Source organism: Mycobacterium saskatchewanense, from assembly GCF_010729105.1.
Classification (GTDB): domain Bacteria; phylum Actinomycetota; class Actinomycetes; order Mycobacteriales; family Mycobacteriaceae; genus Mycobacterium; species Mycobacterium saskatchewanense.
Window position 1 is genome coordinate 4,036,051 of sequence record NZ_AP022573.1, and the last position, 23,744, is coordinate 4,059,794.

Below are 23,744 nucleotides of genomic sequence, written 5' to 3' on the forward strand. Positions count from 1 at the left end.
GATCCGAAATGGGTTGGCTGAAAGTAATTTTTCGAGTGTGTATCTGGGGCGATTTGACCGGCGGGTTTTGTCGGGGGTGGGGGTTAGTTTGGCGGTGTGAGTGCGGGTGGTTGTGCAGAGATCGATGCGGTGTTCGACGCGCTCGATGCCGACTTGGACCGTGCTTTGGGGTTGTCGTTTGATGTGTTGGACACCGGTGCGCGGTTGCGGGTGTTGCGCCGGTGTGAGCGGGTGCGTCGGCGGATCCCGGCGATCGAGCATCCGCTGATCAATGACCTGGCCCGGCAGGCCACCGCTGAAGAGTTGGGCGGCAAGCTGTCTCATGCGATCGCCGAGACGGTGTTGATCAGCCGCGCCGAAGCCGGCCGGCGCATCAAGGGCGCCGCCGAGTTGGGTGCGCGGTACGGCCTTACCGGGGAGCCGATCGCGCCGGCGCTGTCGGCGACCGCCGCCGCCCAGCGCGCCGGCACGTTGGGGGTCGAGCAGGTCGCGGTGGTCCGCCGGTTGTTTCACACCCTGCCCGCCTCGGTGGGCGTCGAGACCCGCGAACTGGTGGAAACCCAGCTGGCCGCCCTGGGCGCGCAGTGCGGCCCTGGACACCTGGCGCAGTTCGCCGCCGCGGTGGCCGACCGGCTCAACCCCGACGGCAGCTACACCGACACCGACCGCGCCCGGCGGCGCGGGCTGACCCTGGGCCCCCAGGGCGCCGACGGCATGTCGCAGCTGCGCGGGCACCTGACCCCCCAAGCCCGCGCCACCGTGGAGGCGGTGCTGGCCAAACTGGCCGCCCCCGGCATGTGCAACCCCCTCGAGCAGACCCCGTGTGTGGACGGCGCCCCCACCCGGGAGGCGATCGACCGCGACGCCCGCACCGCCGCCCAACGCCACCACGACGGACTGCTCGCGGGCCTGCGTGCGCTGCTGGCCTCAGGCAACCTCGGCCAACACAACGGGCTGCCCGCGGCCATCATCGTCACCACCACCCTGCGGGAGCTCGAAGCCGCCGCCGGCACCGGCCGCACCGGCGGCGGCACCCGGCTACCGATCAGCGACGTGATCCGGCTGGCCCGCCACGCCCACCACTACCTGGCCGTCTTCGACCACGCCAAAGCCCTGGCGCTCTACCACACCAAACGGCTGGCCTCACCCGGCCAACGAATCGTGCTCTACGCCCCAATGGATCCCCCACCCCACCAAGAACGCGGCCAACCCCGCACCAACCCCTGCTGGCACCCCGAAAAACTCCTCCACAACGAGAACGAAGACGAAGGCGACGACGGCGCGGCCTAGCTGAGCCGGCCCTTCGATAAGGTTTCCCCTGTGTCGCTGTGGCTGTCGTTGAGACCGTGGTGGCTGCAATGGCCGCTGTACGCGCTGGTGGTCGTGCTGGGCCTGACCCCTCTGGTGATGATCGGCGACTATCCGACCGGGCCGGCCCCATCGCACTGGACCAGCGCACCGTGGTGGATCACCGTCGCGGTCGTCGCGCTGGTGATCGGCCTGGCCACGGCGCTCGGCTCGTCCCGCCGCATGACGGGGCTGCGCCCCTCGTTGGAAGCGCTCTCATTCGCAGACTGTCGTCAAGTTTCGAAGGCGATGCGTTCGGGACCCGTTCCCGACGATCCGGCAAGACGTCAGGCGGCGCGGCAACTGATCAAGCGCGCCCGCGACTCCATCGCGGGTTCGGCCAAGCTGATGATCGCCGCCTGTTGGATCCTCGTGGCGGTGCAAGTTGTCGGCTTCATCAGTGACGCACAGCATTTCACGCTGCGGAGCCTGGTGCTAACAGTGGCCTTCGCATATCTCGGCGGCTACTACTGGTACTACCCGCGGCTGCTCGACGCGCGTCTCCAGCTGCTGGACCGGCCGGCGGCGGGTTAGCGCCGCCCGGAATCCGCTTCCAGCGCCATCGGCGGAACGTACGCGCCGATCAACGTGCGATGCCACCAGGCTCGCTCGGCGCGCAACTCCCGCCACGTCGTGAACCGGTACTCATAGAGTCGCGCGCGCACGTGGCGCGGCGGCGACTCGGGAAACGGGTTGTGCCGCAGGAGCCGCAGCGTGGCCGGATCGTTGCGCAGCAGCCGCTCCAGGAACGGCCTCAGCCACGGCCGGGCGTAGCCGGGCGAGATGGCGGCGAACCACATCAGCCAGTCCAGGCGCAGGTGGTAAGGCGCCCATTGGCGCGGGAGCCGGCGCACGCCGCCGGGCTTGCCCTTGAATTCGTACTCCTTCCATACCGTCTGGCCGGTGATCACCGGCTCGTCGGTGCCCTCGACCACCACCTCGCGGCGGACGCGGCCGATACTCCCGAACGCCCCGTACGTGTTGACCAGGTGAAAGGGGTTGAAGGACATGTTCATTCGCTGCCGGGTGGACAACATGTTGCGCACGGGCCAGTAGCTCAGAAACAGCACCGCGCCGGTGAACACGACGACCACGCCGGCGAACCAGTGAGGTGGCGCCGACCAATGATGCCCCGGCACCGGGAGCACCGCCCGCACCGACGCGTCATCGATGGCGCTGCAGGCCAGCAGGATCGTCACCCAGTTGAGCCAGGCGAAGTTGCCCGACGCAACCAGCCACATCTGGGTGACCACGACGACCGCCGCGGCCACACTGGCCACCGGCTGCGGTGCGAATAGCCCGAACGGCACGATCAGCTGCGAGAAGTGGTTGCCCGCCACCTCGATTCGATGCAGCGGCTTGGGCAGATGATGGAAGAACCAGCTCAGCGGCCCGGGCATGGGCTGCGTCTCGTGGTGGTAGTACAGGCAGGTCAAGTCGCGCCAGCATTCGTCGCCGCGCATCTTGATCAGCCCCGCGCCGAACTCGACCCGAAACAACAACAGCCGCGCCATCCACAGGGTCAGCAGTGGGGGCGCCACCCGGTCGTTGCCGAGGAAGATCATCAAGAAGCCGGCCTCCAGCAGCAGCGACTCCCAGCCGAACGAGTACCACGCTTGCCCCACGTTGACGATCGACAGGTAGAGGACCCACAGCGTCAGCCACATCACCATCGCGGCCCATAGCGGCACCAGGTCGGCCGCCCCGGCGACGACGCCCGCCGCCAGCGCCGCGCCGAACCACGAGGCGCCGGCGAACAGCCCATCGGAATATCGCAGGTGGAAGATGCTCGGCGAGCGCCAAAACGACTGCTCCGCCAGGAAACGCGGCACCGGCAGCATGCCCCGTTCGCCGATGAGCGCCCGGAATTGGGCAGCGGCGCCGACGAACGCGATCAGGTAGATCGCCGCGACGCCGCGCTCGAGGACCAGCCTGCCCAGCCAGTAACCGGGCGCCGAGAACCATCCCATGGCGTAACTCCTTGGACCGGTTGCCCAACCCGCATGCCCAGTCAAGCAGGCGATAAACGCCGAGCCAAGCTATTGCCCGCCGAGGCGGGGCTTCCGCGCCGGCAGGGCGACCACCGAGGCGGCGAGCGCCGCAAGCGAGACCAGCGCCAGCAGTTGGACATTCGCCGAATGTCCGGCATAACCGTCGACCGATCGCCAGGGATGGCGGGACAGCACCGCCCCGGCCAGGATCAGCCCGCCCGCGCCCAACGCGACGGTCACGCGGGACAGCAGCCGCTCGTTGCCGCGCAGCGCGTACGACAGGCCGAGCGCGGCGCCCATCACGGCCACGCCTGCCGCGCCGGCGACGACGGCACCGGCCGCCAGCGCCGCGACCGCCGCCCACGCCCCTGGCGTCCATGGCACGGCAGGTGGGTCGTCATCGTCTCGGTGTCGGCGGGTGCGCCAGAACGCCAGCACCGCGAGCAGCGGCAGCAGCGCCAGTCCGACCGCCAGGCCGGCACGATAGAGCGTGTCGGACGCGAACGTCAGCGTGATGGTGCCGGGATCCCCCGCGGGCACCACCCAGCCCTGCTGCCAACCGTTCACAGCGACCGGCGTCAACCGCGCCCCGGTGTGAGTGCGCGCGACCCAACCGGGGTTGACGCTCTCGGGGATGACCAGCAGCCGGGACCTGTCCGACGCGGGTGTCCGTATCTCGCGCCGAGTCTCGCCCCACGCCCCGACGGGCGCGGAATGGGTTACGGCACTGAGCGATTGCGCGGCGGTAGTCGACAGCTCGGCGCCGTCGACGACGAACGCGGCGCCGGGGCTGATGAGCAGTTCCTGCCCGCCGGCCGGGAGCGCGATGGGGTCGGGCTGGCACGGTTGCGCCTGGACGGGCGCGCCGTCGAGCAGCGCGCCCACCGTGGTGTGGATAGCGGTATGCACGAACCGGCCCGCCACCGCGATGACCGGCCCCTGGTCGCAGTCGACGGTGACCGCCCGGCCGCGGTTGCGTCCGGCGTCGGCGGGTGCGATGGGGTTGCCGTCGGCTCCGAGCACCGCGACCTCGGCCAGCCCCGGTGGCTTGAGCTGGTCGAAACCCAGCGCGTTGCGGTCGATGATGTCTTCCCAGTCCAGCAGGCTGACGCTGACCGTGTCGGTGACGCGGGGGCGCAACGTAAGCGTCTGTGGCTGGTCGGGCTCGAGCTGCCGCACCTGGGGGCCGTCGCCGAGGTTGACGGCCACCGTGGTCGGGTGGGCCGGCAGCGTCGACCGGCTGGGCACCAGGCGCAGGCCGGTGACCTCGGTGGGCTGCGGCAGCGTCAGGGTCAGCGTCGGCGGGGTCTTGTGCTGCACCACCCGCTGCGGCGCCGTCCACGCCGTGGCCGGGTCGCCGTCGGTGGCCGCATAGGCGGAGCCCAGGACGTCCACCAGGTCGGATTCGCCCCCGGCGCGGGTGGTGTTCGGCTCGGCGATCAGGTCGGCCAGCTTCGGGCCCTGCCGCGGTCGCACCCAAACGGTGGGCGTCACGGAGACCGGCGCGGGAACGGTCAGCGTCCGGCTGAAGTTGACCGGCTCTTCCGGTGCCAGGGCCATCGACGACGCGCAGCGCACGCTGTCGGGCCCCTGGGCGCAGCCGGGCCGGCCGAGCAGGTCCGAGCCCAGGTCCCAGCCGGCGACCGCGGAGCCCGGCGGCGGGCCGGGTACCCGCACGGTGTGGCGCAGGTCCACGGGATGGGCGAAGCCGGACGCGTCGTACTGCGTGATGGACAGGTCGGTGATGCCGAACTGCACCCCGGGTGAGCCGTCGTCGGTGCCGGCGGCGGTGATCCGCACCCACGGCGTCTCGCCGTAGGGCAGCGCGGCGGCGAGCGGCTTGCCGGGCTCGTCGAACCGCAGCGTGGTGCTGCCGTTGGCGGTCTCGATCAGGATGCGGCGGACCTGGGCGCCGACGGCGGTGGCGCTGGGCGTCAGCGTGATCGCGGCGTTGGTCAGCGGGTGGTCGAAATCGACCTGCAGCCACTGCCCGACGGCGGACTGCAGCGAGTTGGACACCCACGCGGTGGCCGGGTCGCCGTCGGTCGCGGCGACGGCCGAGGTCGCCGGAGCGACATCGGGCATCGCGGTGGAGTCGGCCGACGAGCTCGATACCGTGATCCGGCCACCCGACCACGCACCGAACACGGGCTCGGCGCCGGGGACCGGATAGTCGGGAACCCGGTTGTAGGTGTGCCGCGCGTCGCCGGGCGCGCGAATCGCCGAGGAATGCTGGTCGACGCGGCCGTAGTCGGTCTCGCGGACCAGCGGGGTGTCCGTCACGGTCACGGCGGGCGCCGTCAGGCCCGCGGCGCGGGCGTCGGTCGTCATGAGGACGGGACCCAGCGGCGGCCGGCCCAGCAGGCGCCGCCGCTCGTCCAAGCGCAGCAGCACCTCGGGCCCGCCGTCAACGCGGGGGAGGTGGTCGGTGTCGGCGAAATATGGTGCGCCGGGGTCACTTTCGGTGGCGACCCGGTAGATCTCCACCGCCGGGTAACGCGGCCGCAGGCCGCTGTCGGCGACGAACCCCGCCAGCGTGCCGGGCCCCACCGGCTCGCCGAACTGTGCCACCTTTCGCAGCCCCGGCGACCCCTCGACGGCGCGGTGCACCAAGATCGGTCGCGCCGAGCGCGATGCCTCCGGGTCCAGGTCGTTGCGCAGCACCACATACGAAATGCCTTGCCGGGCAAGGGTGTCCGCGAGCCCCGCCGAGGCGCGCCCGGCGGCGAACAGGCGTTGCACGGAATCAAGCGCGCGGATGGTCTGCGGCGGCGTGAGCGGGATCGAGTCACGCACGCCCCAGGGGCTGCTGCCCAGCACCTGCAGCGGCTCGTCGTGGCTGGTGCCCCACACCTGGGTGGCGAACGGCGCGCCGGGGACCACCAGCACCCGGCCCGGGGCCGGGGTCCCGGCGTCATGGGCGCTGAGCCAGTCGGCGGCGTCGTGCCAGTACCGGGGGATCGCGGCAAACGTGCCCGGCGGGGCGAGCCGACCCGTCCACGCCAGCGAGGTGCCCACCGCGAGCGCGGTCAGCACCACGACGGTCACCGCCACGCGCTTGTCGCGTTCCGGGTGGGCGAAGGCGCGCAGCCATTCCGAGCGCGGCACCGATCCCGGGAGGACCACGCGGCCGAGAAGCTGGGCGATACCCAGCGCCACGGGGATCCGGATGACGGATCCCAGCTTGTGCACGTTGCGCAGGGGCGCCCCGGCGGCGTCGAGGAACGCCTGCACCTGGTGGGCCAGGGGCGAACCCAGCCCGCCGCTGTAGCCGGCCGCCATCAGCGCCACCCCGACCAGCAGCATCGCCACCAGCCGACCCCGGGCGGGCATTCCGGGCGTGGCCAGCCCGGCCAGTCCGGCCGCCGCGACCAGGCAGGTGGCCAGGACGGCAGCCGAGCCGGTCACCAGGGGCGCGCCCGCCGTCGCCGTCGGCGCCACGAACGGCGTCCAGCTGTCGGTACCGCGCAGGATCTCGGTGAGCGACGACCACTGCGTCGTCACGCCGGAGGATTCGATGAAGTCCAAGAAGGGCGGGCTGATCGCCCGCAGCAGCGCCAGCGCCACCACCCACCAGAGCGTCGCCAGGCACAGCGCGACGAGCCACCAACCCGTGTAGCGCCACCACCGCCGGTTGGGCCGGTGGCAAGCCCACCAGATCACCGCGGGCAGGCACCCGGCCAAGGTCGCGATGGCGTTGACCGCGCCCATCAGCGCGACGGCCACGCCCGCCCGCGCGGCCAGCGCCCGCACCGACCGGTCGGAACCCGCGCCACGCAACGCCAGGATCGTCGGCAGCAACACCCAGGGCGCCAACATCATCGGCAGGGTTTCCGACGAGATCGACCCCAGGGTGGTGAGCACCCGCGGCGACAGCGCGAACGCCACGGCCCCGACCACGCGGGAGGATGCGCTCCCGATACCCAGCGCCTCGGCGACGCGCAGCAGCCCCCAGAAGCCGACGGTCAGCAGCAGCGCCCACCACAGCCGCTGCGTCACCCAACCGGGCAGACCCAGCGCGTGGCCGACGAGGAAGAAGGTGCCGTGCGGGAACAGGTAGCCGTAGGCCTGGTTCTGGGCCTGGCCGAAGGGGAGCTCGCTGTTCCACAGGCTGGTGGCGCGCGCCAGGAACCGCAGCGGGTTGGCGGTGAGGTCGAGCTTGGTGTCGGGGGAGATTTGCCCCGGAGCCTGCGCGAACGTGCACACCAGCGCGATCGCGCCGACCACGACCAGCCACCGACGTGATAGGGGCGCGACCGACGGGTCGGGGACCGACGCCGAGTTTTCGGTTGCCCCGGTCCTCGCCGGGGAGTCCGTCGGCGGCGCCCGGTGCCCGGCCTCGCCGCTAGCTACGGTTGCCGTACTCGACCCGGTTGAGCACTGAGGACTGCGGATCGCCCCCGGGGAGTGGCGGCTTCGTGTCTTGCTGGACCATCAGGGTGACCCCGAAGATCGCGGCCGCGCCGAGCAACAGGCCGACCACCACGCTCGCGGCGGCGGGCGCAACGATCCGGTTCATCGATGGCTCCTTGGGGTTTTCGCGACCTTGAAGGTCATTTCGCGACCTTGAAAGGCCCAAGCGCCAACCTAGCAGAAGAGCGGCGCGCGACCGCGTCGCAGGTCAGCGCTAGGGGCGCAGTTCCGGGGGGAGCTTGCTCAGGCAACTTTCCTTGCTGTCACAGGGCAGGCAGTGCCCGTGGAAGCAGCGGTCGCCGTAGTCCACCATGTTCGGCCCGGCGGGGGCGGGCGGCTGCCGCGCCGGCGCCGGGCCGTGGTCCTCGCGCGAATCGGAGGCGAGCGTCACCCCGACGGTCGCCGCGGCCCCGAGCGACAGCCCCACCGCAATGCTCGCCGCAGCGGCCAGCGTCACCCCGCTCATCCTGGCTCCTCCCTGCCAGTCAAAGGGTTCGCTGGCCAACGTAACAGGGGGGTTGGGGGGATTCGCGCAGGAAGCGGCGGTCGGCGCGCCCCCGGTTGGGCGCCCGCGATGCCGCCTGAAAGCATGGCCCGATGCCCTTCCCGCGCACCCTCGCCGTGCTCGCCGTGCTCGCTGCCGCGGCGGCGCTGGTGTCGGGCTGCGGCCACGCCGCCCGGCCGCCGGCCGCGTCGTCGACCAAAGCCGCCACGCCGACGGCCGCTCCGCCGCCGCCGATCTGCGGTGACGTCACCGCGCTGCCGCCGCGCGACAAGCTCGCCCAGCTGTTGATGGTCGGGGTGAAGAACGCCGACGACGCCCGCGCCGTCGTCGCCAACTACCACGTCGGCGGCATCTTCATCGGCAGCTGGACCGACCTCTCGATCTTCGACGGCCCGCTGGCCGGCATCACGGCCAATCCCGGGCCGCTCCCGCTCGCGGTGAGCGTCGATGAGGAGGGCGGCCGGGTGTCGCGGCTGAAGAAGCTGATCGGGCCCTCCCCGTCGGCGCGGGAACTGGGGCAGACCCGGACGCCTGAGCAGGTTCACGACCTGGCGCTGACCCGGGGCCAGGCGATGAAGAAATTGGGCATCACGGTCGACTTCGCGCCGGTGGCCGACGTCTCGGACGCCCCCGACGACTCCGTGATCGGCGACCGGTCGTTCAGCTCCGACCCGGCGACGGTGACGGCCTACGCCGGGGCGTACGCCGACGGCCTGCGCGAGGCGGGCCTGCTGCCCGTGCTCAAGCACTTCCCGGGCCACGGGCACGGCTCAGGGGATTCCCACACCGGCGGCGTGAGCACGCCGCCGCTGGCCGACCTGCAGGGCAATGACCTGGTGCCGTACCGCACCCTGACCAAGGCCAAGCCGGTCGCCGTGATGGTGGGTCACCTCGAGGTCCCCGACCTGACCGGCAGCGACCCGGCCAGCCTGAACCGGGCGGCGGTGCAGCTGCTGCGCACCGGCACCGGATACGGCGCCGATCCCTTCGACGGCCCGATCTTCAGCGACGACCTGTCCAGCATGGCCGCCATCTCGGACCGGTTCGGCGTGTCGGAGGCGGTCCTGCGCACCTTGCAGGCCGGAACCGACATCGCGCTGTGGGTGACCACCGACGAGGTACCGGCGGTGCTGGACCGGCTGGACAAGGCGCTGGCCGGTGGCGAGCTGAAGATGACCGACGTCGACGCCTCGCTGGCACGCGTCGCCGCGGTCAAGGGGCACAGCCCCAAGTGCGGGCCCTGACAAGCCCTGACAAGCCCTGACAACGCCTGACAGCGGGTGCCGCGGCGCGGCATTGCTTACCCTTGAGTCAGATGTCCGGGGTGAGAAAGGCGCGTGAATGGCGGGTGGTACCAAGCGGCTACCGCGTGCCGTCCGCGAGCAGCAGATGCTCGACGCCGCCGTGCAGATGTTCTCGGTCAACGGCTATCACGAGACCTCGATGGACGCCATCGCCGCCGAGGCGCAGATCTCCAAGCCGATGCTGTACCTGTATTACGGCTCCAAGGAAGACCTGTTCGGCGCCTGCCTGAACCGCGAGATGAGCCGGTTCATCGATGTTGTGCGCGCCGACATCGACTTCACCCAGGGCCCGAAGGACTTGCTGCGCAACGCGATCAGGTCCTTCCTGCGTTACATCGACACCCACCGGGCGTCGTGGATCGTGATGTACACCCAGGCGATCAGCTCGCAGGCGTTCGCCCACATGGTGCGCGAGGGCCGCGAGCAGATCATCGAGCTGGTCGCCGGGCTGATGCGGGCGGGCAGCCGCACCCGGCGGCCGGAGCGCGAGTACGAGCTGATGGCGGTCGCGCTGGTCGGCGCGGGCGAGGCGATGGCCAGCCGGCTCAGCGCCGGCGACATCGACGTCGACGAGGCGGCCGAGCTGATGATCAACCTGTTCTGGCACGGCCTGCGGGGCGGCCCCGAGGACCTGGAGGCCGCCGGGACGCAGCCCGAGCCGGGTGGCTCCGGTGCCGGCGCGCGCTAGACCCTACATTCGAGGGGTGGCCGCTTCGGCTCGATTGCCCGCCCGCCGCTGCAACATCGAATTCTTCTGCGCCGTGATCATCGTCGGATTGCTCGCCGGGGTCGCCGGGTTGGCGGCGACGGCGGTACTGCGCTTCGTCGAGCACGCCGCCTACAACTACAGCTTCGGCACGTTGCTGAGCGGCATCGCCGGCAGCAGCCCGGTCCGCCGCGTTGCGGGGCCGGTGGTCGGCGGCGCGCTCGCCGGACTCGGGTGGTGGGCGCTGCGGCGCCGGAGCGACGTGCCGCCACTCGCGGAGACGATCGCCCGCCGCGCCCGGGTCCCGCGGCTGGCGTGGAGCGTCGACGCGCTGTTGCAGGTGCTGTTGGTCGGCTCCGGCGCGTCCCTGGGGCGGGAGGGTGCCCCGCGCCAATTTGCGGCCGCCCTCGGCGATTTCGGCACCGGATGGCTCAAGCGGCTGTCCGTCCACGACCGGCAGGTCCTGCTCGCGTGCGCGGCCGGAGCCGGACTGGGCGCGGTGTACGCGGTTCCGCTGGCCGGCGCGCTGTTCGCCGTGCGGATCATGCTCAACACCTGGCACCCGCGGGCGGTGGGGGCCGCGCTGCTCACCTCCAGCCTGGCCGTCGCCATCTGCTCGGCCGCCACGCACGACCAGCCCACCCTGAGCTGGCCAAGCGCGGAATCGTCGTACGTTCTGACGGCCCACGCGCTGATTCTGGCGCCGGTGACCCTCGTCGTGGGGTTGGCGTTCAATCGGCTCATGGCGGCGGCGCGACCGGCCGCCCTGATGCGGTCCTGGGTGCTCGTCCCCGCGCTCGCCGCGGCGGGCCTGGTGATGGGCGCCTGTTCGCACTGGTGGCCGGAACTGCCCGGTAACGGCCGCAGCATCCTGACCGTCAGCCTCGCCAGCGGCATGACGCTGTCCGCGGCCGCCTCCATCCTGGTGCTGAAGCCGCTGCTGACGGCGCTGTTCCTGCGGGCCGGCGGTGCGGGCGGAATGCTGACGCCGTCGCTGGCCACCGGCGCCGCGGCGGGATCGGCGCTGGTGCTGGCGATCAATGCGGCGGCGGGCACGCACCTGCACACGCCGGCGGTGTCGCTGGCCGGAGCCGCCGGCGTGCTCGCGGTCACCCAGGGCTCACCGATTTGGGCCGCCATCTTCGTGTGGGAGCTGGCCCATCCGCCGTTGTGGCTGTTCCTGGTGTTCCTGCTGACCGCTTGCGGCGCCTACGGATTGAAGGTCCAGCTCTTGGGCCGCAGGCCCGCGTAGCAACGCCTAAAGGGCTCGCACGGCACCCGTCAGGTACGGGTAGTTCTTGGCGACGTTGCGCAAGGAAATGTCCCAGCCACCATCATCGCTCTGATCGACATACAGCCCCGCGGTCGCGGGCAGCACCAGCGGCTTGCCGAACCGCACCGAGTACCGCACCGCGTCCGGGAACCGGGCCTCGATGTTCGGCAACACCGCCGCCGCGCTGAACATCCCGTGCGCGATGACCGTCGGGAACCCGAACAGCTTGGCGGCGATCGGGTTGGTGTGGATCGGGTTGTGGTCGCCGCCGACGGCGGCGTAGCGCCGGATCTGTCCGGGGGTGACGCGCAGGACGGCGCCGGGCGGTGGCAGCTTCGGCTGCTTCTCCGGAGGCGGCTTCGGCTCGTCGGACAGGCTGGTGCGCTGCTGGTGCAGGAACGTCGTCACCTGGTGCCACGCCGTCTCGTTGCCGACGCCGACGTCCGTCACCAGGTCGACCAGCAGCCCCTTGCGGTGCTCGCGCAGGTTTTCGGCGTGCACGCGCACGCTGACCGTGTCGGTGACCGCGATGGGGCGGTACTGGGTGATGTGATTTTCGGTATGCACCGAACCCATTGCGGCGAAAGGGAAGTCGAACCCGGTGACCAGCGACATCAGCGCGGGGAACGTCAACGCGAAGGGGTAGGTCAGGGGCACGCGGTTGCCGTAGCGCAGGCCGGTGACCGCCGCGTACTCGGCCACGTGGGCCTGGTCGATCGGCAATTCCTCGATTGTGACCGTACGGCTGGGCACGTTGCCCGCACGCGAGACGACCGGCAGCGCGCCGGCGACCGCGCGCAGCATGTTCTTCAGGCCGCTTGGCTGGTTCATCGCATCCCCCCGCAGCTCACGCGCCCAGCATGGCCTGGCCGCAGACCCGGATCACGTTGCCGGTCACGGCATTCGAGGCGGGGCTGGCGAAGTAGGCGATGGTCTCCGCGACATCGACCGGCTGGCCGCCCTGGAATAGCGAGTTCAGCCGGCGACCGACCTCGCGGGTGGCCAGCGGAATCGCGGCCGTCATCTGGGTCTCGATGAAGCCCGGAGCGACGGCGTTGATCGTGATGCCCTTGTCGAACAAAGCGGGCGCCAACGCCTGGGTGATCCCGATCATCCCGGCCTTGGTGGTGGCGTAGTTGGTCTGGCCGCGGTTGCCCGCGATGCCGGCCATCGACGACAGCCCGACCACCCGGCCGCCCTCCCCGATGCTGCCGTTGCCGACCAGCCCTTCGGTGAGGCGAAGTGGCGCAAGGAGATTGACGGCCAGGACGGCGTCCCAGCGGGCATCGTCCATGTTCGCCAGCAGCTTGTCGCGGGTGATGCCGGCGTTGTTGACCAGGATGTCGGCGTGCCCCGCATAGTGGTCACGCAGGTGCTCGGTGATCTTGTCGACCGCGTCGTCGGCGGTGACGTCGAGCCACAGCGCCGTGCCACCCACCCGGCTCGCGGTCTCGGCGAGTGTCTCAGCGGCGGACTCCACGTCGATCGCGACGACGCGGGCGCCGTCGCGGGCGAACACCTCGGCGATGCAGGCGCCGATGCCCCGCGCGGCGCCCGTCACGATGGCGACCTTGCCGTCCAGCGGCCGGTCCCAGTCGGCCGGCGGGGTGGAATCGGCCTCCCCGACGTAGAAGACCTGGCCGTCGACGTACGCCGACTTGCCGGACAGGATGAACCGCATGGTGGACTCGAGGCCCGTCGCGGCGGGCTTGGCGTGCGGCGACAGGTACACCAGCTGCACCGTCGACCCGTTGCGCAGCTCCTTGCCCAGCGAGCGGGTGAAGCCCTCCAGCGCCCGCTGCGCGATCCGCTCGTCGGTGTCGGCGGCGGCGTCGGGGGTGGTTCCCACTACGGCGACGCGCGCGGAGTGCCCCAGGTTGCGCAGCACGGGCGTGAAGAACTCGTACAGCCCCTTGAGTCCCGCGGGCGTCGTGATGCCGGTGGCGTCGAAGACGAGGCCGCCGAACTTGTCGGCCCAGCGGCCGCCCAGGTTGTTGCCCACCAGGTCGTAGTCCGCGGCCAGCGCGGCGCGCAGGGGCTCGACGACCCGGCCCGGCTGATCTCGGGGGGCGCCGATCAGCAACGGCCCGGACAGTGGCGGCTCGCCGGGCTTGTACCGGCGCAGCGTCTCCGGCTGGGGTATGCCGAGTTGCTTGGCCAGAAATGATCCGGGGCCGGAGTTGACCACTTGCGAGAACAGATCGGAGGAGACCTTGGGAGCCACTGAGCTGCCTTCCCTTTCTTTCCAGGTCGTTCTGGGCGTGGGCGTGCCGTTACATGGCAACCGTATCGGGGACGAACTTACTGCAGAGTAAGAACAGTAGGTATTATGGCCCCCGACGGCCGGTTCAAAACTGAGGTACCCAGAGAATCACGGAGAAATACAGTGGCCCCTGCCAGTACTGAGACCACCGCATCCCGACGGAGAGTCGCCGTGCTCGGCGGCAACCGCATCCCGTTCGCGCGATCGGACGGCGCCTACGCCGAGGCGTCCAACCAGGACATGTTCACCGCGGCCCTGGGGGGCCTGGTGGACCGGTTCGGGTTGGCCGGCCAGCGACTGGGCGTCGTGGTCGGCGGCGCGGTGCTCAAGCACAGCCGCGATTTCAACCTGATCAGGGAATGCGTGCTGGGATCCGAGCTGTCGTCGTACACCCCGGCGTTCGACATCCAGCAGGCCTGCGGGACCGGCCTGCAGGCCGCCATCGCCGCCGCGGACGGCATCGCCGCCGGCCGCTACGAGGTGGCCGCCGCGGGTGGCGTGGACACCACCTCCGACCCGCCGATCGGCCTGGGTGACAACCTGCGCCGCACGCTGCTGAAGCTGCGCCGGTCCAAATCCAACCTGCAGCGGCTGAGGTTGGTGGGCACGCTGCCCGCCACGCTGGGCATCGAGATCCCGGCCAACAGCGAGCCGCGCACCGGCCTGTCGATGGGGGAGCACGCCGCCCTCACAGCCAAGGAGATGGGGATCAAACGCGTCGACCAGGACGAGCTGGCCGTCGCGAGCCACCGCAACATGGCGGCCGCCTACGACCGCGGCTTCTTCGACGACCTCGTCACGCCGTTCCTCGGCGTGTATCGGGACGACAACCTGCGGCCGAACGCGAGCGTGGAGAAGCTGGCCACGCTGCGCCCGGTGTTCGGCGTGAAGGCCGGAGACGCGACCATGACGGCCGGTAACTCCACCCCGCTGACCGACGGCGCCTCGGTGGCGCTGCTGGCCGGCGAGGACTGGGCGGCTAGCCACTCGCTGACCCCGCTGGCCTACCTGGTGGACGCGGAGACCGCGGCCGTCGACTACGTGAACGGCCGCGACGGCCTGCTGATGGCGCCCACGTACGCGGTGCCGCGCCTGCTGGCCCGCAACGGGCTCAGCCTGCAGGACTTCGACTTCTACGAGATCCACGAGGCCTTCGCGTCGGTGGTGCTGGCGCACCTACAGGCGTGGGAATCCGAGGACTACTGCAAGGAGCGGCTCGGCCTGGATGCCGCGCTCGGGTCGATCGACCGGTCCAAGCTCAACGTCAACGGCTCGTCGTTGGCCGCCGGGCACCCGTTCGCCGCCACGGGCGGGCGCATCCTCGCCCAACTGGCCAAGCAGCTCGCGGAGAAGAAGGCCGCCAACGGCGGCGCGCCGGTTCGCGGCCTGATCTCGATCTGCGCCGCCGGCGGCCAAGGCGTCGCCGCCATCCTGGAGGCCTGACCCGCCGCGCGGATGTTTTTCGTCACAGCGGGTTACTGGCGCGGGGAGGGCGGGTATCCGCCTGACTGGATGGCTCCGTGTTGTGGTCCGACCCCCCGACCCCGACGGCAATACGGGGCCTCCCTTAATACGACCGCTCGTCGGCATGCGTGCTCGGACGGGCGTGCGAAAAGGGCCGCCGCTGGAGTGAGGGGATCCAGCGGCGGCCCCTTTCGTATGCCGGTGTCTTTGGCGGACACATATAAGCCACGCGTGTCGCGTACGCAGGTTATGTGTCGCGGCGCTCGGCCAAACGCAAAATCCCCCGCCCGAAGGCGGGGGATTTCACGTTTCGTGGATGCGGGATGCGGCCTAGAAGGCGGCCTCGTCGAGCTCCATGATGTCGTTGTCCAGCGTCTCGATCACCTCGCGGGTGCTGGCAAGCAGCGGCAGGAAGTTCTTCGCGAAGAACGACGCCACCGCGACCTTGCCCTCGTAGAACGAGCGCTCGGCACCGCTGGCGCCCGCGTCGAGCGCCTGCACGGCGACCGCGGCGTGACGCTGCAGCAACCAACCGATGACCAGGTCACCGACGCTAATCAGGAAGCGCACCGAGCCGAGGCCCACCTTGTACAGGCTGGTCACGTCCTCCTGCGCCGCCATCAGGTAGCCGGTCAGCGTCGCCGCCATCGACTGGACGTCGGCCAGTGCCTTGCCGAGCAGCTCGCGCTCCGTCTTCAGCCGGCCGTTGCCGGTTTCGCTGTCCACGAACGCCTGGATCTGCTCCGACACGTGGGCCAGCGCCACACCCTTGTCGCGGACGATCTTGCGGAAGAAGAAGTCCTGCGCCTGGATGGCCGTGGTGCCCTCGTACAGGGAGTCGATCTTGGCGTCCCGGATGTACTGCTCGACCGGGTAGTCCTGCAGGAAGCCGGACCCACCGAACGTCTGCAGGCTCTCGGTGAGCTTGGCGTACGCCTGCTCCGAGCCGACGCCCTTGACGACCGGCAGCAACAGGTCGTTGACCTTGACCGCCAGCTCGGCGTCCACCCCGTGCAGGGCCTCGGCCACCGCCGCGTCCTGGTAGGTCGACGTGAACAGGTACAGCGCGCGCAGACCCTCGGCGTAGGCCTTCTGGGTCATCAGCGACCGGCGCACGTCCGGGTGGTGCGTGATGGTCACCCGCGGCGCGGTTTTGTCGGTCATCTGGGTCATGTCGGCACCCTGCACGCGCGACTTCGCGTACTCCAGCGCGTTCAGGTAGCCGGTCGACAGCGTCGCGATGGCCTTGGTGCCGACCATCATGCGGGCCTGCTCGATGACCTCGAACATCTGCGCGATGCCGTTGTGGACCTCGCCGACCAGCCAGCCCTTGGCGGGCACGCCGTGCTGGCCGAAGGACAGCTCACAGGTCGCCGAGACCTTGAGGCCCATCTTGTGCTCGACGTTGGTGACGAAGACGCCGTTACGCTCGCCCAGCTCGCCGGTGGAGAAGTCGAACAGGAACTTCGGTACGAAGAACAGCGACAGACCCTTGGTGCCCGGCCCCGCGCCCTCGGGACGGGCCAGCACCAGGTGGAAGATGTTCTCGAACAGGTCTCCGGAGTCAGCGGAGGTGATGAACCGCTTGACGCCGTCGATGTGCCATGAGCCGTCCTCCTGCTGAACGGCCTTGGTGCGCCCCGCGCCGACGTCCGAGCCGGCGTCCGGCTCGGTCAGCACCATGGTGGAGCCCCAGCCGCGCTCGGCGGCGATGACGGCCCACTTCTTCTGCTCCTCGGTGCCGAGGTGGTAGAGGATGTTGGCGAATCCCGCGCCGCCGCCGTACATCCACACGGCGGGGTTGGCGCCGAGGATGTGCTCGTGCAGAGCCCACACCAGCGCCTTCGGCATCGCCACGCCGCCCAGTGCCTCGTCGATGCCGACCTTGTCCCAGCCGGCGTCCGTGACGGCCCGGACCGACTTCTTGAAAGCCTCGGGCAGGGTGACGGAGTGGGTCTCCGGGTCGAAGACCGGCGGGTTGCGGTCGCCCTCGACGAACGATTCCGCGACGGGCCCCTCGGCGAGACGGCTGATCTCGGTCAGCATCTCCTTGGCGGTGTCGGCGTCCATCTCGGTGTACTCACCGGCGCCCAAAGCCTTTTCAACGCCCAGCACCTCAAACAGGTTGAATACCTGGTCACGGACGTTGCTCTTGTAGTGGCTCACTACGTTCCTCCTCGTTGAGAATGCCACTTGTGGTTGGGTACTAGGTCTAAGTTACCCACCAGTAACTCAGCTAAAATATCGCTGTCGGACAGTCCAACGCAAGTCGAAGTGACCCAAATTTCATCGTCTAATTAACCAACCGGTTGGGCAGGCCGAGAATCCCGTCCTGACCAGCAGAGATGAAGAGCATATGACGAACGTGAGCAGCATCACTGCCCTCCCGCTGGTGGACCTGCGAGCCGATCCTGGCCGCTTACGGTCGGGCCTGCGCCAAGCCGCACACGATGTCGGTTTCTTCTACCTGACCGGTCACGGAGTGCCCGACGACCTTCGGGACCGGCTGCTGCGGGCGGCTCGCCGGCTGTTCGCCCTGCCGGACGCCGACAAGGACGCCGTGGCGATGGTGCGCAGCCCCCACTTCCGCGGCTACACCCGGCTGGGCGGTGAACTGACCCGGGGCGAGGTCGACTGGCGCGAGCAGATCGACATCGGTCCGGAGCGTCCCTCGATCGGCGGGCCGGGCAGGCCCGACTACCTGTGGCTGCAGGGCCCCAACCAGTGGCCGGCCGCGCTGCCCGAGCTGCCCGGCATCGTCGCCGAGTGGGATGCCGCGCTCGCCCGGGTGGCGTGCGGCCTGTTACGGCACTGGGCTGCCGCGCTGGGCAGCCCGGCCGACGTCTTCGACGAGGCCTTCGCCGAAACGCCCGCCACGTTGATCAAGGTCATCCGGTATCCCGCGGGCGCGGCGAGTTCGCAGGGCGTGGGCGCCCACCGAGACGCCGGCGTCCTCACCCTGCTGCTGGCCGAGCCGGGCAGCCGTGGGTTGCAGGTGCGCCCGCCCGGCGGCGACTGGGTCGAGGTGCCGCCGGTTGAGGGCGCGTTCATCGTCAACATCGGCGAATTGCTCGAGGTGGCGACGGGCGGCTACCTGCGGGCGACCGAACACCGGGTGGTCCTCGGCGAGTCGGCCGCCGAGCGCATCTCGGTCGCGTACTTCTTCAACCCGCGGCTGGACGCGCAGATACCGGTGCTTTCGTTGCCCGCGCAGCTCGCGGCACGCACCGCCACCGTCGACGATCCGTCCGATCCGATATTCTCGGTCTACGGTCGCAACGCCTGGAAGAGCAGGCTGCGCGCCCACCCGGACGTGGCCGCCGCGCACGGGTATTCGGCGGGTAAGGTCGGGCACGAGAATCCGTCCTCGGTTGCAAGGGGCGAGTGAACTCCGGTGAATTCAACTAAGAAGCTGACCCCATCGACGCTTCGTGACGCCTTCGGCCACTTCCCGTCCGGGGTGGTCGCCATCGCCGCCGAGGTCGAGGGAATCCGGGAAGGCCTGGCCGCCAGCACGTTCGTCCCCGTGTCGCTGGACCCGCCGCTGGTGTCGTTCTGCGTGCAGAACACCTCGACGACATGGCCCAAGCTGAAACGCGTTCCCATGCTCGGAATCAGCGTCCTCGGGGAGGCCCACGACGCAGCGGCGCGCACCCTGGCGGCCAAGACGGGGGACCGGTTCGCCGGTCTGGAGACGGTGTCCCGCGACAGCGGCGCGGTGTTCATCAAGGGCACGGCCCTGTGGTTGGAGAGCGCGATCGAGCAGCTGATCCCGGCGGGCGACCACACCATCGTGGTGCTGCGAGTCAATGAGGTGACGGTCGACGCCGAGGTGGCGCCGATCGTCTTCCACCGCAGCGGCTTCCGCCGGCTCGGCGCCTGAGATCAGCGGCGCAGGCTCAAGGCCGGTGGCTGAGTTCTTCCCGGTAGCCCCCGATGCGGCGCTCGATCTCGGCGGCGTCGTCGGGCCGCCCTTCCTTTCGGGCGAGCTCGGCCCGTAGGGACAACTCGCGGATCGCGGTCCGGATTTCGTTGATGCTGGTGGTTTCTCGCATTGGCCCATTCCTCACTGACCCCCATCGGTTACCCGATGGCAGCTCGGACCTAACGCACGGGAGCCGAGCTCAGCGGCGGAACAGCTTGTTCCCGAGCCACACCACCGGGTCGTACTTGCGGTCGACAACCCGCTCTTTCATCGGGATCAGCGCGTTGTCCGTGATCTTGATGTTTTCCGGGCACACCTCGGTGCAGCACTTGGTGATGTTGCAGAAGCCCAGGCCGTGGGATTCCTGCGCCTGCTTGCGCCGGTCCATGGTGTCCAGGGGGTGCATCTCCAGCTCGGCGATGCGCATGAGGTAGCGGGGGCCGGCGAACGCCTGCTTGTTCTCCTCGTGGTCGCGGATCACGTGGCAGACGTTCTGGCACATGAAGCACTCGATGCACTTGCGGAACTCCTGCGAGCGCTGGACGTCTTCCTGCGCCATCCGGTACTCGCCGGGCTGCAAATCCTTGGGCGGTGCGAACGACGGGATCTCCCGTGCCTTCTCGTAATTGAAGGAGACGTCGGTGACCAGGTCGCGGATGACCGGGAACGTCCGCAGCGGGGTCACCGTCACGACTTCGTCCTCGGCGAACGTGGACATCCGGGTCATACACATCAGCCGGGGATAGCCGTTGATCTCGGCCGAGCAGGAACCGCACTTGCCGGCCTTGCAGTTCCACCGCACCGCGAGGTCCGGCGTCTGCGTCTGCTGCAGGCGGTGGATGATGTCGAGTACCACCTCGCCCTCGTTGACCTCGACCGTCAAGTCCTGCAGGGCGCCGGTGTTGTCGTCGCCGCGCCAAACCCGCAGGTTCGCGTTGTAGGTCATCAGCCTCTCCGTCCTGGGTGGTCGGCCAGCTCGCCGTCGGTGTAGTACTTCTCCAGTTCGGCGATCTCGAAGAGCTCGAGCAGGTCCGGCCGCATCGGGACCTGGTCCTCGCGGGTGATGGAGATGTTGGGAATCACCTCGTCGCCGCCGGCCGCGCGGCAGACCAACAGCACCTTGCGCCACGACGAATCCATCGCCGGGTGGTCGTCGCGGGTGTGCCCACCGCGGCTTTCGGTGCGCTCGAGCGCGGCCTTGGCGACACACTCGCTGACCAGCAGCATGTTGCGCAGGTCGATGGCCAGGTTCCAGGCCGGGTTGTACTCGCGATGCCCGTCGACGTGCAGGTGCTTGAAGCGCTCTCGCAGCTTGTCGAGCCGGGTGAGCGCCTCGGTGATCTCCTCCGACTTGCGGATGATGCCCACCAGGTCGTTCATCGACTGCTGCAGCTCCAGCTGCAGGGTGTACGGGTTCTCGGCCTGGGCCCCGTTGGTCGGCGCCTCGAAGGGGGCCAGGGCCCGCTTCGCCGCCGCGTCGACGGACTCCTGGGCAACGCCCGGGCGGCTGCTCAGCGCGCGCACGTAGTCCGCGGCACCCAGGCCGGCGCGTCGACCGAACACCAACAGGTCCGACAGGGAGTTGCCGCCCAGCCGGTTGGACCCGTGCATGCCGCCCGAGCACTCGCCGGCGGCGAAAAGGCCGGGCACCTTCGCGGCGCCGGTGTCGGCGTCGACCTCGACACCGCCCATCACGTAGTGACAGGTCGGCCCGACCTCCATCGGCTCCTTGGTGATGTCGACGCCCGCCAGCTCCTTGAACTGGTGGTACATCGACGGCAGGCGCCGGTTGATCTCCGCCGGCGTCAGCCGGGACGCGATGTCGAGGAAGACGCCACCGTGCGGGCTGCCGCGCCCGGCCTTGACCTCCGAGTTGATGGCACGCGCGACCTCATCGCGCGGCAACAGGTCCGGGGTGCGGCGGGCCGAGTCGTTGTCCTTCAGCCACTGGTCCGCCTCCTGCTCGGTCTCGGCGTACTGACCCTTGAACACCGGCGGGATGTAGTCGAACATGAACCGCTTGTTGTCGGAGTTCTTCAGCACCCCGCCGTCGCCGCGCACGCCCTCGGTGACCAGGATGCCCTTCACGCTGGGGGGCCACACCATGCCGGTGGGGTGGAACTGGACGAACTCCATGTTGATCAGGGTCGCGCCGGCACGCAGTGCCAGGGCGTGCCCGTCGCCGGTGTACTCCCAGGAGTTCGACGTCACCTTGAACGACTTGCCGATCCCGCCGGTCGCCAGCACCACAGCCGGAGCGTCGAACACGATGAACTTGCCACTCACCCGCCAGTAGCCGAACGCCCCGGCGATCGCGTCACCGTCCTTGAGTAGTTCGGTGATCGTGCACTCGGCGAAGACCTTGATCCGCGCCTCGTAGTCGCCCAGCTCGGCGTAGTCCTCCTGCTGGAGCGAAACGATCTTCTGTTGCATCGTGCGGATCAGTTCCAGGCCAGTGCGGTCTCCGACGTGCGCCAGCCGCGGATAGGTGTGGCCACCGAAGTTGCGCTGGCTGATCTTGCCGTCCTTGAGGCGGTCGAACAGCGCGCCGTAGGTCTCCAGCTCCCAGACCCGGTCGGGGGCCTCCTTGGCGTGCAGCTCGGCCATCCGCCAGTTGTTGAGGAATTTCCCGCCGCGCATGGTGTCGCCGAAGTGGGTCTTCCAGTTGTCCTTCGGGTTGGTGTTGCCCATCGACGCCGCGCAACCGCCCTCGGCCATGACCGTGTGGGCCTTGCCGAAGAGCGACTTGCACACCACCGCGACCCTGAGGCCGCGTTCCCGCGCCTCGATGACCGCTCGGAGGCCCGCGCCGCCGGCACCGATGACGACGACGTCGTAGGAGTGCCGTTCGACCTCAACCATGAAATCCTCGCTAGCTAAGTTCTGGGGTGATTTTCAAATGGCTTTTCAGCCAACAAATCTCAGGTCACCGATGGTGCCGCTGGCGACCAGCGCGATGTAGAAATCGGTGAGCATCAGCGTGCCCAGCGTGATCCAGGCGTACATCTTGTGACGGGTGTTGATGCGGCTGACCTGGGTCCAGATCCAGTACCGCACAGGGTGCTTGGAGAAGTGCTTGAGCCGCCCGCCGGTCACGTGCCGGCACGAGTGGCAGGACAGCGTGTAGATCCACAGCATGATGACGTTGCCGACCAGGATCAGGTTGCCGAGCCCGAAACCGAAGCCGCCCGGGCCGGAGTCGGAGTGGAACGCGACGATCGCGTCGTAGGTGTTGATCACCGAGATGATGCCGGCGACGTAGAAGAAGTACCGGTGGCTGTTCTGGATGATCAGCGGCAACCTGGTCTCGCCGGTGTAGTGGACGCGGGGCTCGGCCACCGCGCAGGCGCTGGGGGACTGCCACACCGTGCGGTAGTAGGCGCCGCGGTAGTAGTAGCAGGTCAGCCGGAACAGCAGCAGGAACGGCAGCGACAGCGCCGCGTACGGCAGCCACCACACGTTCGGCAGGAACTGCGGCCAGATGTCACCGGCCTCACCGCAGCCCTTGCTGAGGCACGGCGAATAGAACGGTGTCAGGTAGTGGTACTTGGGGACGAAGAAGTAATTCTGCTGGAACGCGCGCACCGTCGCGTAGATAATGAACGCCGCGAAACCCAGGTCGATCCGCAACGGCGACATCCACCACCGGTCGGTGCGCAGGGTTCGCTGCGGGATGTGGGCGCGCGTGGGTGAAAAGACACCGGACGCAGGACGGTTCGCCGTGGGTGCGCTCATCTAGTGTTCCTCTTCGAACGGGCTGTTGGTCGAAGGGTACACAGACAGCGCACCCCCGCTTTCGGGGGGTTTGGTTGTCAGGACCTTGTCAGGACCTGCTGTGACCCCCGACACCCTCGTCGTCGACATCGCGCCAGAATGCGCTGTCGTACTGGGTGTCGGGAATGACGATCTTGTCGCCGGACTGCTGCACGGTGGCGCGGGAAAGGTCCAACTCGGACACGTCGGTGTCGAGCAGGTCGACGTCGGAGAGGATCCGGTCCGCGTCGATCACGATGCGCCGCATCGCCGGGCTGTCGCCGTAGCGCGCCCGCAAGGAGCCGACGCACCGCCGCAGGCCGCCGATCAGGTGGTGCAGCTCGGCGAGTTCAGTCGTGGTGGACAAGGGATCTCCTCATGCAGATGGTGTCTCGGATCACAGTACGCCCCCGATACTATCCGCGGCACAGCCCCGACGCAGGCGAGTCCGCACGCGCGACGCCTGGAGCAAACACCGATGACAGGTCACGCCGCACCGGCCCAGCGCGCTACGGCGCTGTTGAACCCGCACCGACCCGGCGACCCGGTAGTGCTGCCCACCGTGTGGGACGCCCGGTCGGCGCGCCTTGCCACCGGCGCCGGCTTCGCCGCGCTCACCGTCGGCAGCCACCCGATGGCCGATTCCGTCGGCAAACCGGACGGCGAGGGCATGGCGTTCGACGATGTCCTGGCGCGGGTCGGCAGATCACCGCTGCGGTCGACGTGCCGTTGCGGCGCTTGGCCGCCGAGCTGCCGCTACCGATCAACGCGATCGCCCTGCCCGACCGGGACGCCCGGGC

The 23,744-nt window shown here is 69.6% G+C and carries 20 protein-coding genes and 1 pseudogene; 9 read left to right on the plus strand and 12 right to left on the minus strand.

What is annotated here, in order from left to right; genetic code table 11:
* Nucleotides 1-96: 96 nt before the first annotated feature.
* Nucleotides 97-1,290 (plus strand): 13E12 repeat family protein, encoded by a 1,194-nt coding sequence (locus G6N56_RS18970; protein WP_163645142.1) that lies wholly within the window; start codon nucleotides 97-99, stop codon nucleotides 1,288-1,290.
* A 30-nt stretch (nucleotides 1,291-1,320) separates the two neighbouring features.
* On the plus strand, nucleotides 1,321-1,881 hold the full coding sequence (locus G6N56_RS18975) for a hypothetical protein (RefSeq protein ID WP_085254679.1): 561 nt from the start codon (nucleotides 1,321-1,323) through the stop codon (nucleotides 1,879-1,881).
* On the opposite strand, the gene G6N56_RS18980 is transcribed toward G6N56_RS18975, so the two are convergent.
* From G6N56_RS18980 to G6N56_RS18995, 4 genes are all read right to left on the minus strand, one after another.
* The gene (locus G6N56_RS18980; RefSeq protein ID WP_085254678.1) at nucleotides 1,878-3,317 is read right to left on the minus strand and encodes a lipase maturation factor family protein; all 1,440 of its coding nucleotides are present in this window, start codon (nucleotides 3,315-3,317) and stop codon (nucleotides 1,878-1,880) included. The two genes, G6N56_RS18975 and G6N56_RS18980, sit on opposite strands and share 4 nt — an antisense overlap.
* Nucleotides 3,318-3,386: 69 nt before the next feature.
* Nucleotides 3,387-7,571, minus strand: coding sequence for an alpha-(1->3)-arabinofuranosyltransferase (locus G6N56_RS18985; protein ID WP_142280494.1), 4,185 nt, complete (start codon nucleotides 7,569-7,571; stop codon nucleotides 3,387-3,389).
* Nucleotides 7,572-7,683: 112 nt separating this feature from the next.
* Nucleotides 7,684-7,857: a DUF2613 domain-containing protein gene (locus G6N56_RS18990; RefSeq protein ID WP_003874046.1), complete on the minus strand. Its 174-nt coding sequence runs from the start codon at nucleotides 7,855-7,857 to the stop codon at nucleotides 7,684-7,686.
* A 108-nt stretch (nucleotides 7,858-7,965) separates the two neighbouring features.
* Nucleotides 7,966-8,217: a DUF2613 domain-containing protein gene (locus G6N56_RS18995; protein WP_085254676.1), complete on the minus strand. Its 252-nt coding sequence runs from the start codon at nucleotides 8,215-8,217 to the stop codon at nucleotides 7,966-7,968.
* 131 nt (nucleotides 8,218-8,348) lie between these two features.
* Between G6N56_RS18995 and G6N56_RS19000 the strand changes: the two genes are divergently transcribed.
* From G6N56_RS19000 to G6N56_RS19010, 3 genes are all read left to right on the plus strand, one after another.
* A complete protein-coding gene (locus G6N56_RS19000; protein WP_085254675.1) occupies nucleotides 8,349-9,500 on the plus strand; it encodes a glycoside hydrolase family 3 N-terminal domain-containing protein in 1,152 nt (383 codons plus the stop codon).
* Between the two features lie 97 nt (nucleotides 9,501-9,597).
* Nucleotides 9,598-10,248: a TetR/AcrR family transcriptional regulator gene (locus G6N56_RS19005; protein WP_085254674.1), complete on the plus strand. Its 651-nt coding sequence runs from the start codon at nucleotides 9,598-9,600 to the stop codon at nucleotides 10,246-10,248.
* A gap of 16 nt (nucleotides 10,249-10,264) precedes the next feature.
* Nucleotides 10,265-11,518, plus strand: a complete 1,254-nt coding sequence (locus G6N56_RS19010) for a chloride channel protein (protein ID WP_408632631.1) — start codon at nucleotides 10,265-10,267, stop codon at nucleotides 11,516-11,518.
* Between the two features lie 6 nt (nucleotides 11,519-11,524).
* Here G6N56_RS19010 and G6N56_RS19015 read toward each other — a convergent pair whose 3' ends face one another.
* Together G6N56_RS19015 and G6N56_RS19020 are read right to left on the minus strand one after the other, a co-directional pair.
* Nucleotides 11,525-12,370 (minus strand): MaoC/PaaZ C-terminal domain-containing protein, encoded by an 846-nt coding sequence (locus tag G6N56_RS19015; protein ID WP_085254672.1) that lies wholly within the window; start codon nucleotides 12,368-12,370, stop codon nucleotides 11,525-11,527.
* Nucleotides 12,371-12,386: 16 nt separating this feature from the next.
* A complete protein-coding gene (locus tag G6N56_RS19020; protein ID WP_085254671.1) occupies nucleotides 12,387-13,763 on the minus strand; it encodes a 3-oxoacyl-ACP reductase in 1,377 nt (458 codons plus the stop codon).
* A gap of 162 nt (nucleotides 13,764-13,925) precedes the next feature.
* Between G6N56_RS19020 and G6N56_RS19025 the strand changes: the two genes are divergently transcribed.
* On the plus strand, nucleotides 13,926-15,245 hold the full coding sequence (locus G6N56_RS19025; protein ID WP_085254670.1) for an acetyl-CoA C-acetyltransferase: 1,320 nt from the start codon (nucleotides 13,926-13,928) through the stop codon (nucleotides 15,243-15,245).
* A 351-nt stretch (nucleotides 15,246-15,596) separates the two neighbouring features.
* Here the strand turns inward: G6N56_RS19025 and G6N56_RS19030 are convergent, their stop codons facing one another.
* Nucleotides 15,597-17,432 (minus strand): acyl-CoA dehydrogenase, encoded by a 1,836-nt coding sequence (locus G6N56_RS19030; RefSeq protein ID WP_085254669.1) that lies wholly within the window; start codon nucleotides 17,430-17,432, stop codon nucleotides 15,597-15,599.
* 190 nt (nucleotides 17,433-17,622) lie between these two features.
* Here G6N56_RS19030 and G6N56_RS19035 point away from each other — a divergent pair, with 190 nt between their 5' ends.
* Both G6N56_RS19035 and G6N56_RS19040 read left to right on the plus strand, forming a co-directional pair.
* Nucleotides 17,623-18,654 (plus strand): isopenicillin N synthase family dioxygenase, encoded by a 1,032-nt coding sequence (locus G6N56_RS19035; RefSeq protein WP_085254668.1) that lies wholly within the window; start codon nucleotides 17,623-17,625, stop codon nucleotides 18,652-18,654.
* A 6-nt stretch (nucleotides 18,655-18,660) separates the two neighbouring features.
* Nucleotides 18,661-19,149: a flavin reductase family protein gene (locus tag G6N56_RS19040; protein ID WP_085254667.1), complete on the plus strand. Its 489-nt coding sequence runs from the start codon at nucleotides 18,661-18,663 to the stop codon at nucleotides 19,147-19,149.
* Nucleotides 19,150-19,165: 16 nt separating this feature from the next.
* Here G6N56_RS19040 and G6N56_RS28470 read toward each other — a convergent pair whose 3' ends face one another.
* From G6N56_RS28470 to G6N56_RS19060, 5 genes are all read right to left on the minus strand, one after another.
* A complete protein-coding gene (locus G6N56_RS28470) occupies nucleotides 19,166-19,321 on the minus strand; it encodes a hypothetical protein (RefSeq protein WP_169717518.1) in 156 nt (51 codons plus the stop codon).
* 69 nt (nucleotides 19,322-19,390) lie between these two features.
* Nucleotides 19,391-20,137 (minus strand): succinate dehydrogenase/fumarate reductase iron-sulfur subunit, encoded by a 747-nt coding sequence (locus G6N56_RS19045; RefSeq protein ID WP_085254666.1) that lies wholly within the window; start codon nucleotides 20,135-20,137, stop codon nucleotides 19,391-19,393.
* Nucleotides 20,137-22,053 (minus strand): fumarate reductase/succinate dehydrogenase flavoprotein subunit, encoded by a 1,917-nt coding sequence (locus tag G6N56_RS19050; RefSeq protein WP_085254665.1) that lies wholly within the window; start codon nucleotides 22,051-22,053, stop codon nucleotides 20,137-20,139. The genes G6N56_RS19045 and G6N56_RS19050 overlap by 1 nt, the downstream gene beginning before the upstream one ends.
* Nucleotides 22,054-22,098: 45 nt before the next feature.
* Nucleotides 22,099-22,926, minus strand: a complete 828-nt coding sequence (locus tag G6N56_RS19055) for a succinate dehydrogenase subunit SdhC (protein WP_085254664.1) — start codon at nucleotides 22,924-22,926, stop codon at nucleotides 22,099-22,101.
* 88 nt (nucleotides 22,927-23,014) lie between these two features.
* Nucleotides 23,015-23,311 (minus strand): Rv0250c family protein, encoded by a 297-nt coding sequence (locus tag G6N56_RS19060; RefSeq protein WP_085254663.1) that lies wholly within the window; start codon nucleotides 23,309-23,311, stop codon nucleotides 23,015-23,017.
* A 111-nt stretch (nucleotides 23,312-23,422) separates the two neighbouring features.
* Between G6N56_RS19060 and G6N56_RS19065 the strand changes: the two are divergent.
* Nucleotides 23,423-23,676 (plus strand): annotated as a pseudogene (locus tag G6N56_RS19065) (isocitrate lyase/phosphoenolpyruvate mutase family protein); the annotation flags it as partial.
* Nucleotides 23,677-23,744: the final 68 nt, after the last annotated feature.

Coding starts and splice junctions, on each gene's coding strand:
- G6N56_RS19015 (WP_085254672.1), bottom strand. CDS start 12,370: ATGAACCAGCCAAGCGGCCTGAAGAACATGCTGCGCGCGGTCGCCGGC.
- G6N56_RS19005 (WP_085254674.1), top strand. CDS start 9,598: ATGGCGGGTGGTACCAAGCGGCTACCGCGTGCCGTCCGCGAGCAGCAG.
- G6N56_RS19050 (WP_085254665.1), bottom strand. CDS start 22,053: ATGGTTGAGGTCGAACGGCACTCCTACGACGTCGTCGTCATCGGTGCC.
- G6N56_RS18995 (WP_085254676.1), bottom strand. CDS start 8,217: ATGAGCGGGGTGACGCTGGCCGCTGCGGCGAGCATTGCGGTGGGGCTG.
- G6N56_RS19035 (WP_085254668.1), top strand. CDS start 17,623: ATGACGAACGTGAGCAGCATCACTGCCCTCCCGCTGGTGGACCTGCGA.
- G6N56_RS28470 (WP_169717518.1), bottom strand. CDS start 19,321: ATGCGAGAAACCACCAGCATCAACGAAATCCGGACCGCGATCCGCGAG.
- G6N56_RS19055 (WP_085254664.1), bottom strand. CDS start 22,926: ATGAGCGCACCCACGGCGAACCGTCCTGCGTCCGGTGTCTTTTCACCC.
- G6N56_RS18980 (WP_085254678.1), bottom strand. CDS start 3,317: ATGGGATGGTTCTCGGCGCCCGGTTACTGGCTGGGCAGGCTGGTCCTC.
- G6N56_RS19000 (WP_085254675.1), top strand. CDS start 8,349: ATGCCCTTCCCGCGCACCCTCGCCGTGCTCGCCGTGCTCGCTGCCGCG.
- G6N56_RS19045 (WP_085254666.1), bottom strand. CDS start 20,137: ATGACCTACAACGCGAACCTGCGGGTTTGGCGCGGCGACGACAACACC.
- G6N56_RS18990 (WP_003874046.1), bottom strand. CDS start 7,857: ATGAACCGGATCGTTGCGCCCGCCGCCGCGAGCGTGGTGGTCGGCCTG.